Origin of the sequence: Shimia sp. SK013, assembly GCF_001292625.1 — a bacterium.
GTDB lineage: Bacteria > Pseudomonadota > Alphaproteobacteria > Rhodobacterales > Rhodobacteraceae > Shimia.
Window position 1 is genome coordinate 100,966 of the sequence record NZ_LAJH01000014.1, and the last position, 13,667, is coordinate 114,632.

At 58.6% G+C, this 13,667-nt stretch carries 16 protein-coding genes; 7 read left to right on the plus strand and 9 right to left on the minus strand.

Annotated features, from left to right (window positions below; translation table 11 throughout):
• Window positions 1-82: 82 nt before the first annotated feature.
• Entirely contained in the window at window positions 83-2,158 is a 2,076-nt protein-coding gene (locus SHIM_RS14020; RefSeq protein ID WP_054003304.1) for a bifunctional sulfate adenylyltransferase/adenylylsulfate kinase, read from the plus strand.
• Between the two features lie 65 nt (window positions 2,159-2,223).
• On the opposite strand, the gene SHIM_RS14025 is transcribed toward SHIM_RS14020, so the two are convergent.
• Window positions 2,224-2,724, minus strand: coding sequence for a fasciclin domain-containing protein (locus SHIM_RS14025; protein WP_054003305.1), 501 nt, complete (start codon window positions 2,722-2,724; stop codon window positions 2,224-2,226).
• Window positions 2,725-2,894: 170 nt separating this feature from the next.
• On the opposite strand from SHIM_RS14025, the gene SHIM_RS14030 reads away from it, so the two are divergent.
• Together SHIM_RS14030 and SHIM_RS20015 are read left to right on the plus strand one after the other, a co-directional pair.
• Entirely contained in the window at window positions 2,895-3,251 is a 357-nt protein-coding gene (locus SHIM_RS14030) for a hypothetical protein (protein WP_054003306.1), read from the plus strand.
• 160 nt (window positions 3,252-3,411) lie between these two features.
• Window positions 3,412-3,687: an Imm27 family immunity protein gene (locus tag SHIM_RS20015; protein ID WP_082358406.1), complete on the plus strand. Its 276-nt coding sequence runs from the start codon at window positions 3,412-3,414 to the stop codon at window positions 3,685-3,687.
• Between the two features lie 103 nt (window positions 3,688-3,790).
• Here SHIM_RS20015 and SHIM_RS14035 read toward each other — a convergent pair whose 3' ends face one another.
• Both SHIM_RS14035 and SHIM_RS14040 read right to left on the minus strand, forming a co-directional pair.
• Complete coding sequence (locus SHIM_RS14035) at window positions 3,791-4,033, minus strand: DUF1150 family protein (RefSeq protein ID WP_054003307.1); 243 nt, start codon at window positions 4,031-4,033, stop codon at window positions 3,791-3,793.
• 4 nt (window positions 4,034-4,037) lie between these two features.
• Complete coding sequence (locus SHIM_RS14040; RefSeq protein ID WP_054003308.1) at window positions 4,038-4,451, minus strand: Hsp20 family protein; 414 nt, start codon at window positions 4,449-4,451, stop codon at window positions 4,038-4,040.
• Between the two features lie 201 nt (window positions 4,452-4,652).
• Between SHIM_RS14040 and SHIM_RS14045 the strand changes: the two genes are divergently transcribed.
• The 3 genes from SHIM_RS14045 to SHIM_RS14055 all read left to right on the plus strand — a co-directional run bounded on the left by SHIM_RS14045 (window position 4,653) and on the right by SHIM_RS14055 (window position 6,519).
• A complete protein-coding gene (locus tag SHIM_RS14045) occupies window positions 4,653-4,877 on the plus strand; it encodes a YdcH family protein (protein WP_054003309.1) in 225 nt (74 codons plus the stop codon).
• 81 nt (window positions 4,878-4,958) lie between these two features.
• On the plus strand, window positions 4,959-5,450 hold the full coding sequence (gene purE, locus SHIM_RS14050; RefSeq protein WP_054003310.1) for a 5-(carboxyamino)imidazole ribonucleotide mutase: 492 nt from the start codon (window positions 4,959-4,961) through the stop codon (window positions 5,448-5,450).
• Window positions 5,443-6,519 carry a 5-(carboxyamino)imidazole ribonucleotide synthase gene (locus SHIM_RS14055; RefSeq protein ID WP_152926557.1) on the plus strand — a complete coding sequence of 359 codons (1,077 nt, stop codon included), beginning with the start codon at window positions 5,443-5,445 and terminating at the stop codon, window positions 6,517-6,519. Before purE ends, SHIM_RS14055 begins: the two co-directional genes overlap by 8 nt.
• A gap of 14 nt (window positions 6,520-6,533) precedes the next feature.
• On the opposite strand, the gene SHIM_RS14060 is transcribed toward SHIM_RS14055, so the two are convergent.
• Together SHIM_RS14060 and SHIM_RS14065 are read right to left on the minus strand one after the other, a co-directional pair.
• Window positions 6,534-7,781, minus strand: coding sequence for a glycerate kinase type-2 family protein (locus SHIM_RS14060; RefSeq protein WP_054003312.1), 1,248 nt, complete (start codon window positions 7,779-7,781; stop codon window positions 6,534-6,536).
• Window positions 7,782-7,902: 121 nt separating this feature from the next.
• Window positions 7,903-8,760 carry an esterase/lipase family protein gene (locus tag SHIM_RS14065; RefSeq protein WP_241488875.1) on the minus strand — a complete coding sequence of 286 codons (858 nt, stop codon included), beginning with the start codon at window positions 8,758-8,760 and terminating at the stop codon, window positions 7,903-7,905.
• 67 nt (window positions 8,761-8,827) lie between these two features.
• Between SHIM_RS14065 and SHIM_RS14070 the strand changes: the two genes are divergently transcribed.
• Complete coding sequence (locus tag SHIM_RS14070) at window positions 8,828-9,277, plus strand: NUDIX domain-containing protein (protein ID WP_054003408.1); 450 nt, start codon at window positions 8,828-8,830, stop codon at window positions 9,275-9,277.
• On the opposite strand, the gene SHIM_RS14075 is transcribed toward SHIM_RS14070, so the two are convergent.
• From SHIM_RS14075 to SHIM_RS14090, 4 genes are all read right to left on the minus strand, one after another.
• Window positions 9,274-10,107 (minus strand): DMT family transporter, encoded by an 834-nt coding sequence (locus SHIM_RS14075; RefSeq protein WP_054003313.1) that lies wholly within the window; start codon window positions 10,105-10,107, stop codon window positions 9,274-9,276. The two genes, SHIM_RS14070 and SHIM_RS14075, sit on opposite strands and share 4 nt — an antisense overlap.
• 82 nt (window positions 10,108-10,189) lie before the next feature.
• Window positions 10,190-11,281, minus strand: coding sequence for a ribosome small subunit-dependent GTPase A (rsgA, locus tag SHIM_RS14080; protein WP_054003314.1), 1,092 nt, complete (start codon window positions 11,279-11,281; stop codon window positions 10,190-10,192).
• Between the two features lie 209 nt (window positions 11,282-11,490).
• Window positions 11,491-13,137, minus strand: a complete 1,647-nt coding sequence (gene groL, locus SHIM_RS14085) for a chaperonin GroEL (RefSeq protein ID WP_054003315.1) — start codon at window positions 13,135-13,137, stop codon at window positions 11,491-11,493.
• 38 nt (window positions 13,138-13,175) lie between these two features.
• Window positions 13,176-13,463, minus strand: coding sequence for a co-chaperone GroES (locus SHIM_RS14090; RefSeq protein WP_054003316.1), 288 nt, complete (start codon window positions 13,461-13,463; stop codon window positions 13,176-13,178).
• Window positions 13,464-13,667 lie beyond the last annotated feature (204 nt).

The window sequence follows — 13,667 nt, forward strand, 5'->3', positions numbered from 1 at the left end:
CTATGCACCTGCAGAAAAAAGCTTCCCAAACCGGATTTTTCGTGTATTGCGTTCACGTGTGAACACACTTTGAGTTTCGTTGATGACCGACATTGTTACCAAACCCACCCCGGACGAAGAAGATCTGCTCTTCCGACTTCTGCGCCAACTGGACACCGCCCCCGGTGCCAGCCAGCGCGCGACCGCGGCGGCACTTGGCATCTCTCTCGGCCTTCTGAACGGACAACTCCGCGCCGCCGCTGACGCTGGTCATATTTCGATCAGCGACCGTGCCGGCCCAGACAAACGTCAGCGATTTGCCTACACGCTGACCTCTCGTGGAGCCGCAGAAAAAATGCGGCTCACCGACCAATTTCTTGACCGCAAACTGGCCGAATATAACGCCCTTCACGCAGAACTAACCGGCACCGCAAGCGGTCTCTCCCCCATCAAACACAGGACTCATCCTATGCAAAACAACCTTGCACCAATCCCCGAGCTGTATGTGTCGTATGAAAGCGCGCAAAAACTCAAAGTCGAAGCTGGCGAATTGGTCAGCTTGGATTTGACCCCGCGCCAGATCTGTGACCTCGAACTGCTGATGAATGGCGGCTTCAATCCGCTCAAAGGCTTTTTGACCGAGGCGGACTACGACGGCGTTATCGAGAACATGCGTTTGGAAAGCGGCGCTCTCTGGCCAATGCCGATCAACCTGGATGTGTCCGAAGACTTCGCTGCAAACCTTGAGGCCGGTCAGGACATTGCCCTGCGCGATCAGGAAGGCGTGATTCTCGCCACCATGACTGTGACCGACAATTGGGTGCCGAACAAAGCCCGCGAAGCCGAAAAGGTCTTCGGTGCTGACGACGACGCCCACCCAGCGGTTAACTACCTGCACAACCAAGCGGGCAAAGTGTACCTCGGCGGCCCTGTCACCGGCATTCAGCAACCTGTGCACTATGATTTCCGCGCCCGTCGCGACACACCAAACGAACTGCGCGCCTACTTCCGCAAGATGGGCTGGCGCAAAGTGGTTGCATTCCAAACCCGCAACCCGCTGCACCGCGCGCACCAGGAGCTGACGTTCCGCGCCGCCAAAGAAGCGCAGGCCAACCTGCTGATCCACCCTGTTGTCGGCTTGACCAAACCGGGCGACGTCGACCACTTCACCCGCGTGCGCTGCTACGAGGCCGTGTTGGACAAATACCCACAGTCGACCACGTCGATGTCCCTTCTGAACCTTGCCATGCGTATGGCTGGCCCACGCGAAGCTGTTTGGCATGGTTTGATCCGCGCCAACCACGGTTGCACCCACTTCATCGTTGGCCGCGACCACGCCGGACCCGGCAAAAACTCTGCTGGCGAAGACTTCTACGGCCCATATGACGCGCAGGACCTGTTCCGCGCCCATGAGGAAGAAATCGGCATCACAATGGTCGACTTCAAACACATGGTTTGGGTGCAAGAACGCGCACAATACGAGCCAGTGGACGAAATTCAGGACAAAGACGACGTCACCATCCTGAACATCTCCGGCACTGAACTACGTCGCCGTCTGGCCGAAGGTCTGGAAATCCCCGAGTGGTTCTCTTTCCCCGAAGTTGTGACAGAGCTGCGCAAAACCAAGCCGCCACGCGCCCAGCAGGGTTTCACCGTGTTCTTCACCGGCTTCTCCGGCTCCGGCAAATCCACCATCGCCAACGCTCTGATGGTCAAGCTGATGGAAATGGGCGGCCGTCCGGTCACGCTTCTGGATGGTGACATCGTGCGCAAAAACCTGTCGAGCGAACTGGGCTTCTCTAAAGAGCACCGTGACCTCAACATCCGTCGTATCGGCTATGTTGCGTCCGAGATCACCAAAAACGGCGGCATCGCCATCTGTGCGCCCATCGCGCCTTATGCCACCACCCGCCGCGCCGTGCGTGAAGACGTCGAAGCCTTTGGTGCTTTTGTCGAAGTGCACGTTGCGACCTCGATCGACGAGTGCGAGCGCCGTGACCGCAAAGGCCTCTACAAACTGGCGCGCGAAGGCAAAATCAAAGAGTTCACGGGCATCTCCGACCCCTACGATGTGCCCGCGAACCCTGAGCTGTCGGTTGAGACCGAAAACGTCGACGTCGACAACTGCGCGCATCAGGTGATCCTGAAGCTCGAAAGCATGGGTCTGATCTCGGGCTAAAACCTGACTGTTAGAATTAGAAAAGGCGCGGGTTACACCGCGCCTTTTTTGTTGTCTCAAAATGATCAACCTTCGGGGATCAACACTTTATCGATCACATGGATGACGCCGTTGGACGCGACAACATCCGCGGCCACCACAGTGGCGTCGTTGATCATCACCCCTTGCATGGCATCAACTGCGATCTCGCTGCCCTGAACCGTCGGCACCATTGCTTTTTTGCCCGCGATATCTGCAGCCATGACTTCGCCGGACACCACGTGATAGGTCAAAATCGCCACCAGCTTATCTTTGTTTTCGGGCATCAAGAGCATCTCTACGGTGCCGTCCGGCAGGGCCGCGAAGGCCTCATCTGTCGGAGCAAACACGGTAAAGGGACCTTCTCCCTTCAGGGTGTCCACCAGACCTGCAGCCTGCACAGCCGCAACCAAAGTGCCAAAACTTCCGGCGCCGACCGCGGTGTCCACGATGTCCATTTTGGACTGATTTCCGGCCATCGCGGCTCCGAAGCTCGTCGCTGCCAGAGCAAGTCCTGTTACCATTCCAATAAAGCTACGTCTCTGCATGTCTATCTCCTCATGTGAACATGCAAAAGCTACGCGCCCCCTCCAGTTTCAGATCAATCGCTCAATGCGGGCCACCGTCAAATTTCGCTTAAGTGTTTGATAATAAAGGCATGACAAAACCGTTATCACAATGTGTTCGCAATATTCCCCCGCTGTGGCACACTCAAAACATGAAACATTTCATTGCCCTAAGCCTGTACTTACTGGCAACCGTTTCGGTCCACGCCGATGCCCCGCAGATCACCGACGCCCGCGCCAGTCAGCAGGGCGGCACATGGCGCTTTGACGTGACGCTTGTGCACCCCGATACCGGCTGGGACCACTACGCCGACGGCTGGCGCGTTGAATTGGCGGACGGCACAGTGCTGACCACCCGCGTGCTGGCGCATCCACACGTCAACGAGCAACCGTTCACGCGGTCTCAGTCGGGCGTCGCGGTGCCGGAGGGCGTCACCACGGTTTATGTGCGGTCGCGGTGCAATTTGGATGGCTGGTCCGAAGGCGTGGTTGCACTGGAGTTGGAGTGACGACGTAAAGCTTCCGCCAAAGGATTGCCCCCAAACCGCTCGAAAACAAAGGACAAGCGACGACTTAGATACAGCATCGAAGGCCCGTTTTGAGCCCAAATTGACATTCGCTATTGGACATCGCGTTGCCATTTGGTGACGCGTTCGGCAAAGTCTCACCATGACAAACTCACCTAAAAAACCATTGGCAGGGTCTTGGGTCAAACAAGGTTCATCAATCGTCGCAGACCAAACTGAACTCGAGATCGAGAGACGTATGCGCGAAGATTTACAACAGGTTTCAGCATCTGATGATGGCTGGGACCGATTGCTTGTTGACCCCCTTGATGGCACCTACTGGGAATTAACGTTCCCGCAATCACAAATGCATGGCGGTGGGCCAAAACTGCTTTCGCCAGTGCCATTAATATTGGCACAGACCAAATACGGTCTATGAACCGAACGGGAGCTTCGTCCGCATACCAGCCATCCCCCCCAAAACAACAAAACCCACCGCGATCCCTCGCGATGGGTTCCCATTTTAGCCGCTTTAACAGCGCTTAATGCACCGCCACCGGCGAGTAATCGTGATCGCGCGCCAGCATAAACGCCAGCTTTCGGTCTTTCACCAACGCCAGTCGTTCGCCATCGGCGTCATGCACCGCATAAAGCGTTTCGCCATCCTCAACCTGATCCTGAACTTCCACAGGCAGATCCGCGATCTCTACTGGGCGGACGTACACGATCCGGTCTGCCACGTGGCCGGTAAACTCGTCTGTTTCAAATTCATATGCGTCATACATCGCTCTACCCCTTCTTTATCTGGATTGTTTGCACCACTGTCTCGGGCTTGGCCCGCGTCAGATCGACATGCAACAGGCCGTTTTCAATTGCCGCTTCACCCACATCGACACCGTCCGCCAACACAAAACTGCGTTGAAACTGACGTGCCGCGATACCGCGGTGCAGGAAAACACGCCCCTCGCTGTCATCGCTTTGCCGACCTCGGATCACCAACTGTCGATCTTCAACCGTGATGCTCAGATCGTCTTCGGCAAAACCGGCCACCGCCAGCGTGATGCGATACGAAAAATCCGATGTCTGTTCGATATTGAACGGAGGATAGCCTTCGTTGCCCGTCTTGGCGGTGCGTTCCAAAAGCCGCTCGAGTTGTTCAAACCCCAGCATGTGGGGGTAAGCCCCCAAAGTATGTTTGCTCATCGACACGTCCTTGTGCAAAGCGACAGTCACGCGCCCATCCCTTTCTGGCAACCGGCGCAGTGAATAATATGGGGCTGCGCACCATGCAAAGCAAGACCCAGCGGCACTCGGCATACAAATGCCACCCGCGCGCTTCTGGCGCTTTGCACATGGCGCGCGAGCGACTATGTTTGTACCAAATCAAGAACAAGGATGCCCAGGATGAGCGACTCCGGCGATCTGTCGATGAAAACCGATGACGTGCTGCGGGTTGAGCTTGAAGTCTTCAAGCAAGAACACCGCGATCTGGATAACGCCATCCACGCGCTGGTTGATCGCGGCACAGGCGACCAGCTGACAATCCAGCGTTTTAAAAAGCAAAAACTGCGTCTGAAAGACATCATTTCACGCATCGAAGACCGCCTGACGCCAGACATTATCGCCTGACGCGGCCGCCGCATTGCAGAACCCGCCAAACCCGATATAAACCGCCCATAATTCTTGGGATTTCACACGCGGGAACCGGACATGACGGACACACCACAGGTCGGCATCATCATGGGCAGCCAATCGGACTGGCCCACTATGAAAGAGGCCGCCATCCTCCTCGATGAGCTTGGCATCACCTACGAGAAGAAAATCGTCTCCGCACACCGCACGCCTGACCGCCTTTGGACCTACGGCAAAGAGGCCGCCGGTCGCGGCCTGCAAGTCATCATCGCGGGCGCCGGTGGCGCGGCCCACCTGCCCGGCATGATGGCCTCCAAAACCCGTGTGCCGGTGATCGGCGTGCCCGTGCAGACCCGCGCTCTTTCAGGTGTCGACAGCCTCTATTCCATCGTGCAGATGCCCAAAGGCTTCCCGGTTGCCACCATGGCCATCGGTGCCGCCGGAGCCGCCAACGCAGGCCTCATGGCTGCGGGCATCCTTGCGTTGCAAGATACCGATCTTGCTGCCCGCTTGGATGCGTGGCGCGATGCACTGTCCGCCTCTATTCCTGATGAGCCCCAAGATGACTAAACCACTTGCGCCCAACGCCACCATCGGCATCCTCGGCGGCGGCCAGCTTGGCCGCATGCTCTCTGTGGCCGCCTCCCGTCTGGGCTACAAAACCCACATCTTTGAACCCGGCGCCAACCCGCCCGCCGGTCGGGTGGCCGATCAGGTCACCACCGCAGGTTATGACAACGCCGACGCTCTGCGCGCTTTTGCCGGGACCGTCGACGTTATTACCTACGAATTCGAAAACATCCCGACAGAGGCGCTCGACATCCTCGAAGCCCTGCGTCCGATCCACCCCAACCGCGACGCGTTGCGGGTGTCTCAGGACCGCCTGACGGAAAAGACATTTCTGCGCGATTTGGGTCTGACGACGGCACCTTTTGCCACCGTGGATGACGCGGCCAGCATGACCGCTGCCGTGTCTCAGGTCGGCGCCCCCGCGATCCTGAAAACCCGCCGTTTTGGCTATGACGGCAAAGGTCAGGCCCGCCTCAAATCTGCTGACGACGCGGCGCAAGCGCTCACCGATATGGCTGGCGCCCCCGCCCTGCTCGAAGGCTTCGTCGACTTCTCTCACGAAATTTCCGTGATTGCCGCCCGGTCGGTTGACGGGCAGGTCTCCTGCTTTGACCCCGGCGAAAATGTGCACAAAGACGGCATCCTTGCCACCACAACCGTGCCTGCTCGCATGTCTGGCAGCCAGCGCATGGATGCTGTTCTGCTCGCAGGTAAGATCCTGAATGCGCTGAACTATGTGGGCGTGATGGGCGTCGAGCTTTTCGTGACGCCACAGGGCTTGATCGTGAATGAAATCGCCCCGCGCGTGCACAATTCAGGCCACTGGACCCAGAACGGCTGCACCATCGACCAGTTTGAGCAACACATTCGCGCTGTCGCAGGCCTGCCTTTGGGCGATGGCCAACGGGTGAACAACGTTGTCATGGAAAACCTGATCGGCGACGACATGGACCGCCTGCCGGATCTGCTCGCGGAACCTGCCGCTGCCGTGCATCTTTATGGCAAGGCCGACACCAAACCGGGCCGCAAGATGGGACATGTGAACCGGGTATCGCCGAAATCCGCCTGACCTTTGCCTCTGCCTTACAACACCAATAAGGCGCGAAAATCGTTCACATTTGTGAGCGTCGGTCCGGTCACCACCTGCGCATCGATTTTCTCGAAAAAGCTGTGCGCATCATTGTTCGCGAGCGCCTGCTCCGCATCCACGCCTTTCGCCTGTGCAATTGCCAACGTCGCAGGCCCCACCACCGCGCCGGCCACCTCGGCGGCACCATCAACGCCGTCCGTGTCACAGGCCAGCGCATAGATCCCTTTGGCGCCTTCTAGCGCAACCGCCAGCGCCAACGCGAACTCGGCGTTTGGGCCGCCAACACCGTCGCCGCGCCGCGTCACGGTCAACTCGCCGCCCGACAAAATCACCAGCGGGCCTTTTGCGGCCTGCATCTTGGCAATCGCCAACGAGGCCTGCAGCTGTGCCACGTCCCGCGCTTCGCCCTCCAACGCATCGCCAAGGATTTCGACCGGCACGCCCGCGGCCTCGGCCACCTCTTGTGCCGCCGCCAAGGACTGGCGAGGCGAGGCAAACAAAATGTTCTGCGTGGTGGACAAACGGGCGTCCTGCGGCGTCACACCACCACCATGCGCCCGCGCCGCCGCCTCCACATGAGGCGGCAATGTCACGTCAAACGCTGCCAGCGCGGTCAAAGCCGCGTCCAGTGTTTCCGGCTCCGCCACCGTGGGGCCAGATCCGATCATGCCCGGATCATCGCCGGGCACATCAGAAATCAAATAGCTCACGACTTTGGCCGGATAGGCCGCCGCCGCCAACTGCCCGCCTTTGGCCTGACACAGATGTTTGCGCAACGCGTTCATCGCCGAAATCGGCGCACCCGACGCCAGCAAATCAGCGTTCACCTGCTTGAGTTCGTCCAGCGTCACCCCCGGCACCGGCGCTGTCAGCAGAGACGACGCCCCACCTGAAATCAGGCAGATCACCGTGTCATCCGACCCCAGCCCACGCACCAGATCCAACATCTCCAGCGTTGCCTCCTCGCCAGCCGCATCCGGCACCGGATGCGCCGCCGAGGCAATGCGGATACCCGCGCAAGGCCGCTCATAGCCATAGCGCGTGATCACCAGCCCCTCACACGGGCCCCAAGCGCTTTCCAAGGCCTCCGCCATACGCGCGCTGGCCTTACCGGCGCCCACGACAACAACCCGCCCCTCGGGTTTGGCCGACAACACAGCGGGCAAAGCCGCCATTGGGTCCGCAACAGCCACCGCACGCGCAAACAAGTCGCGCAAAAAACTCTCAGGATCTTGCTTCAATTCTCCGCTCCCACCATGAACCGCTCAGCCGCCATAAAACTCAGACGGCTCCGCACAAATGTCATACCGCCGGTCGTGAAATCCATGAGGCCAAAGCCCCTCTGCTCCTATTGGCGGTAGGTCACTCATCTTCTTCGCTGCTTTTGTCACCAGTCCAGAAACGGTTCCAAAAGTCCTCCCACGTGTCGTTCCCCTCCGGCACATCAAGGCACACGCCGTTGGTACACTGGCCTTCCATGAACACTTCCAATTCCCGCAAGGTTTGCTCCGCGTCGCCCCATTTCAGGTCGTGATCAAACGCCCCGCCCACGAGAAAATGGCGCACCTGCGTGATAACCATCGGGTTGTTCATCATAAAAGTATGCGTGACCGGCAAAACGATGTGATCCGCCATACCGTCAACCTTGGTGCTTTCAACGCTGACTTTGCCGTCGTCCGGCCCTTCAATCAGCGCGGAAAACAACGGGTTGATCGATCGATCCCCCGCAATCACACCCAGTTCGAAATTCACCGCTGGCAATTGCGCAGGCAGGCCGTCGGTGGCCAACTGCATTCCCGCCGGACCATTCAAAATGCGAAATGTCTCAAGGCTGCGCATCTCATCGACGAGCTCGGACCCCTGGTTTGGCGGCGCCAGCATCACAACACGGTGCAGGTTTTCAGGTTTATTTTGTGCCAACCATACGCGGGTCAGAATGCCCCCCATGGAATGCGACACAATGTTGAGCCCCTTGTCGCCGCATTGCGCCACGGCCTCTGGCAAAGCTTGCTGCGCCAATGAGCCGATCACGTCCTCGGTCGAGGGGTAGCTTTGCCGCACCACGGTAAACCCCAACCGCTCCAACGCGAGCTGCATCACAACAAAACTGTTGTCGGTGCGCGCCAGCCCATGCAACAGCACAACGCATTCCGCGCGCGCCGCGCCGGTCCCCGCCAACAGGCCAAACCCCAAGGTCAGTATAAGTGCCAAACGTGTCATGTGCTTGAGATAGGCAATGCAACGCGATTACAAAAGGGAAATAAACGCCTCTTTGCGAAAGCCCGCCATGTCATCCCCCCGCCTCGCCGCTCGCGCGCTGATCCTGCATGATGAGAAACTGCTACTGGTGAACGCGTATCCGGCCGCGCAAAGCGACCTCTGGTGCGCCCCCGGCGGCGGAGTGGAGAAACACAATAGCCTGCCAGACACGCTGATCCGCGAAGTGCATGAGGAAACAGGGCTAACTGTGGACGTCGGCGCGCCCTGCCTGATCAACGAATTTCACGACCCCGACCTGGGGTTCCATCAGGTGGATATATATTTCCGCTGCACCATCCTTGTGGGCACGCTCTCAGACACTTGGCGCGACCCCGAAGGCATCGTCACGGAACGCCGCTTTTTCTCGCGCGCGGAAATGGCAACGCTTGCTTTCAAACCCGACAGCTTGCCCGACGCGGCTTGGGGGGACACGCTGCTCTATGACCCGTTGGAATTGCTGATCAGGCCCGACCGCTAAACCCGCCGCATTGAAATCAGAACCCCGGCAATCACCAGCGAAGCCGACCCCACAAACCGCCAGGTTACTGGCTCAGCCAAAAAGATCATGCCACCGGCCATGGCGATCACCGGCACACTCAATTGCGCCACTCCGGCCCGCGCCGCGCCCAAGTTTGGCAAAATCGCATACCACAAAGCATAGCCCAATCCTGATGTGATCACGCCCGACACCACCGCCAGGGCCACACCGGCCACAGCAAACTCGCCACCCGCACCCTGCGCCAGCCAGACCATCAAAGCCAGCGGGGCCGCGAGGATAAAGTTCATCGCGGTCGCCTGTGTCGCGTCGCTCTCCCGCCGTCCTTGCAACGAGTAAACGCCCCAGCCTAAGCCCGCGATACCCATCGCCAACGCCGCGCCGACCGGCACTCTCACTGACCCGGACGGCCACAACAGCATAATCAGACCCGCCAATGCCACCGCCGCGCCAACCCAACGCGTTGTCGGTATCTCTTCGCGCGCAAACAGCGCGCCGCCAAACATTGTCACCTGCACCACCCCAAACAACAACAGCGCGCCAAGCCCCGCGTCTAGGCCCCGATACGCCACTGAAAATCCGAATATGTAGGCCAGCAAAGCCACAACAGCGACCCCACGGCCAACGCCGCCAAGCGCGAATCCTCGTCTTTGCCAGAGCACAATCGCCGCCAAAGCTGCTGCGCCGGACGCCAACCGGATCACACCGAACGCCAGCGGGTCCATGCCTTGGCCAGCGACGCCAGCACGGTTCAAAACGGAATTGGCCGCAAACGCAACCATCGTCAAAGCGGTTAAAAGCAGTAATTTCATGGCACAGTTGGTGGCACGCGGCGCCCCGACTGACAAGCGGCCTGATCCCTCACAATTCGGCGATCACCGGCAACACTCCGACTTAACGCCGCCCTTTGCGACCTTTGTGGACCTTGGTCACGGTTTTGATCATCTTGCCAAAATCTTTTTGCTGTGCGCGGCGCTCGGCCAGAGTTGCTGTGTTGTGGCGCTCTTCGGCAGCCAACTTGCGCCACCGTTCCAGCCGCGCCGCGTCCAACGTGCCGGCGTCAATCGCCGCGCGGATCTTGCAGCCCGGCTCGGTCTCATGGGCGCAATCGTTGAACTTGCACTCTGCCGCCAACTCGACAACGTCTGAAAACAGATCGGCAATACCGGCCTCGGCATCCGCCAACTGCAACTCGCGCATGCCCGGCGTGTCCAACACACCCAGCCCGTCTTCGGTGAAATGCAACTGCCGCGCGGTTGTGGTGTGACGTCCCCGCGCATCGTCTTCGCGGATGTCTTTGGTGGCCGCCTTTTCCTGACCAAACAGCGCGTTGACCAAGGTCGATTTGCCGACGCCCGATGTACCCAGAAAAGCAATCGTTTGCCCCGGCGCGCTCCACTCGGCCAGCGCGCCCGCCACGTCGCCCTCTTTGGCATCGAGAGCAATTACCGGCACCCGATCTGAAATCGCCTGCGCCTCGTCGATAAAGGGCTGCGTGTCGTCGCATAAATCGGCTTTGGTCAGCACGATCACTGGCGCGACCTCACTTTCAAACGCCAACGCAATGAAGCGTTCAAGACGTGCGACATTAAAATCCGCATTACACGAGGTCACCACAAACACTGTGTCCACATTGGCCGCGATCAGCTGATAGTGTTTCGCATGCCCCGCCGCACGGCGCTTGAACAGGCTTTTGCGCTCCAACAAAACGCTGTGCGTCGGCAGCGCCTCGTCAAACAGCAGCCAGTCGCCCACGGCAAGCTCCAGCCCCGGCGGGATCAGCCCGTCAAAGCCGTCACCTTTCACATTGGCGCCGGACTTGTGCACTTCGGTTACGCGCACAGGCGGGGTTTCGGTCAACGCATCCGCGTCCACTTGCGATGCAAAAAATGCCTGCCAACCCAACAGTTGCAACCCGCTTAATGCCGGTTTTTCTGCCTTTGACGAATCTGCGCCGGACATAAACTGTGAGTAGTCGCGCACCATAACAGGGGCCTTTCTGTGTTGGCTTCACATAAGGCCCCGCGCGGCGCAGGTGTCAACCTAAGGGTTTCTGGCTCGGCCCTCACCACCCATGGAATTAACAAAAAGGGCCGCCCGAAGGCGGCCCTCTATCATTCTGGCTTAGGCTTTTGTGACATTGGCCCTAACGGGCCTATCGCCTGACGCATCACAATCCCTGACGGGAGTTGTGATTACATCATGCCGCCCATGCCGCCCATGCCGCCCATGTCAGGCATGCCGCCTGCAGCGCCGCCGTCTTTGGCAGGCTTGTCGGCAACCATAGCTTCGGTGGTGATCAACAGACCCGCGATGGAGGCTGCATCTTCCAGAGCTGTACGTGCCACTTTGGCCGGATCGATCACGCCGAATGCGAACATGTCGCCATATTCTTCGGTCTGAGCGTTGAAGCCAAATGTCAGGTCATCGGATTCACGGACTTTGCCCGCAACAACCGCACCGTCAACACCGGCGTTCTCAGCGATCTGACGCAAAGGCGATTCGATGGCTTTGCGCACGATCACGATACCAGCGTCCTGATCAGCGTTTGCGCCTTTCAGATCAGCCAATGCTTTGCCGGCCTGAACCAGAGCAACACCACCACCAACGATCACGCCTTCTTGCACAGCAGCGCGGGTCGCATTCAGAGCATCGTCAACACGATCTTTGCGCTCTTTCACTTCGACTTCGGTCATGCCGCCAACACGGATAACAGCAACACCGCCTGCCAGTTTGGCAACGCGCTCTTGCAGCTTCTCACGGTCGTAGTCGGAAGACGTGTCTTCGATCTGCGTGCGGATCTGGGCAACACGTGCTTCGATCTCGGCTTTCTCGCCAGCACCGTCAACGATGGTTGTTTCGTCTTTGGTGATTTCGATTTTCTTGGCTGTGCCCAGCATGTCCATAGTCACGGACTCAAGCTTCATGCCCAGATCTTCGGAGATAACCTGACCGCCGGTGAGGATCGCGATGTCCTGCAGCATGGCTTTGCGGCGATCGCCGAAACCAGGTGCCTTAACAGCAGCAATTTTCAGGCCGCCGCGCAGTTTGTTCACAACCAAAGTTGCCAGGGCTTCGCCTTCGACATCTTCTGCAATGATCAACAGAGGCTTCTGGGACTGGATAACTTGCTCAAGCAGCGGAACCATGGATTGCAGCGAAGAAAGCTTCTTCTCGTGCAACAGAACCATGCAATCGTCCAGATCGGCGATCATCTTGTCAGCGTTGGTCACAAAGTACGGCGACAGGTAGCCGCGGTCGAACTGCATGCCTTCAACAACATCGGTTTCTGTTTCCAGACCTTTGTTCTCTTCAACAGTGATAACGCCTTCGTTGCCAACTTTCTGCATCGCGTCTGCGATCTGCTGGCCGATGGCTTCTTCGCCGTTGGCGGAGATGGTGCCAACCTGCGCAACTTCGTCGCTGTCTTTGACTTCGGGAGCCGATGCAACAATGCCTTCAACCACTTTGGCAGTCGCGAGGTCGATGCCGCGCTTCAGATCCATTGGGTTCAGACCAGCAGCAACCTGCTTGAGGCCTTCTTTGACGATGGCTTGTGCCAGAACAGTCGCGGTTGTTGTGCCGTCGCCTGCTTCGTCGTTGGTGCGGGAAGCAACTTCCTTCACCATCTGTGCGCCCATGTTCTCGAACTTGTCTTCCAGCTCGATCTCTTTGGCGACAGATACACCGTCTTTGGTGATGCGTGGTGCGCCGAACGATTTGTCCAGAACCACGTTACGGCCTTTGGGGCCGAGGGTCACTTTGACCGCATCGGCCAGAACGTTCACGCCGCGCAGCATTGCGTTGCGGGCATCGGTATCAAACTTGACGTCTTTTGCCATTTTGTTTGCTCCTAATTGGAATTTTTGTCGTCAGACGATCAGGCGATGATGCCCATGATGTCGGATTCTTTCATGATCAGCAGCTCTTCACCGTCAACGGTGACTTCGGTGCCGGACCATTTGCCGAACAGGACTTTGTCGCCTGCTTTGACGTCGAGATCGACGCGCTTGCCGGCATCGTCACGCAGGCCAGCGCCTACGGATACGATTTCGCCTTCGGCTGGTTTTTCTTTTGCGCTTTCGGGGATGATCAATCCGCCAGCGGTTTTCTCATCGCTTTCAACGCGGCGAACAAGCACGCGATCGTGCAGCGGTGTAAATGCCATCTTCGAGGTTCCTTCACTCAAAGTTTCTCCCATCGCCCCGGCCATTCTTTGGCCAACGGAGCGATTAGCACTCACTCTTGTCGAGTGCTAACGGCGAAACAGGTAGGCACAGTTTCAGGAGGAGTCAACGGCGAGAGGGAAGATTTTTGCTGAGGGGAGCGCCCGACCCTGGGTGGGCGCTGCTCCCAAAGATGCCGTGACGCA

Excerpts from the sequence above, each read along its gene's own strand:
- groL (WP_054003315.1), bottom strand. The coding sequence starts at position 13,137 with ATGGCAAAAGACGTCAAGTTTGATACCGATGCCCGCAACGCAATGCTG.
- SHIM_RS14090 (WP_054003316.1), bottom strand. The coding sequence starts at position 13,463 with ATGGCATTTACACCGCTGCACGATCGCGTGCTTGTTCGCCGCGTTGAA.
- SHIM_RS14075 (WP_054003313.1), bottom strand. The coding sequence starts at position 10,107 with ATGAAATTACTGCTTTTAACCGCTTTGACGATGGTTGCGTTTGCGGCC.
- purE (WP_054003310.1), top strand. The coding sequence starts at position 4,959 with ATGACGGACACACCACAGGTCGGCATCATCATGGGCAGCCAATCGGAC.
- SHIM_RS20015 (WP_082358406.1), top strand. The coding sequence starts at position 3,412 with ATGACAAACTCACCTAAAAAACCATTGGCAGGGTCTTGGGTCAAACAA.
- SHIM_RS14065 (WP_241488875.1), bottom strand. The coding sequence starts at position 8,760 with ATGACACGTTTGGCACTTATACTGACCTTGGGGTTTGGCCTGTTGGCG.
- SHIM_RS14070 (WP_054003408.1), top strand. The coding sequence starts at position 8,828 with ATGTCATCCCCCCGCCTCGCCGCTCGCGCGCTGATCCTGCATGATGAG.
- SHIM_RS14035 (WP_054003307.1), bottom strand. The coding sequence starts at position 4,033 with ATGTATGACGCATATGAATTTGAAACAGACGAGTTTACCGGCCACGTG.
- SHIM_RS14040 (WP_054003308.1), bottom strand. The coding sequence starts at position 4,451 with ATGAGCAAACATACTTTGGGGGCTTACCCCCACATGCTGGGGTTTGAA.
- SHIM_RS14025 (WP_054003305.1), bottom strand. The coding sequence starts at position 2,724 with ATGCAGAGACGTAGCTTTATTGGAATGGTAACAGGACTTGCTCTGGCA.
- SHIM_RS14030 (WP_054003306.1), top strand. The coding sequence starts at position 2,895 with ATGAAACATTTCATTGCCCTAAGCCTGTACTTACTGGCAACCGTTTCG.
- rsgA (WP_054003314.1), bottom strand. The coding sequence starts at position 11,281 with ATGGTGCGCGACTACTCACAGTTTATGTCCGGCGCAGATTCGTCAAAG.
- SHIM_RS14055 (WP_152926557.1), top strand. The coding sequence starts at position 5,443 with ATGACTAAACCACTTGCGCCCAACGCCACCATCGGCATCCTCGGCGGC.
- SHIM_RS14020 (WP_054003304.1), top strand. The coding sequence starts at position 83 with ATGACCGACATTGTTACCAAACCCACCCCGGACGAAGAAGATCTGCTC.
- SHIM_RS14045 (WP_054003309.1), top strand. The coding sequence starts at position 4,653 with ATGAGCGACTCCGGCGATCTGTCGATGAAAACCGATGACGTGCTGCGG.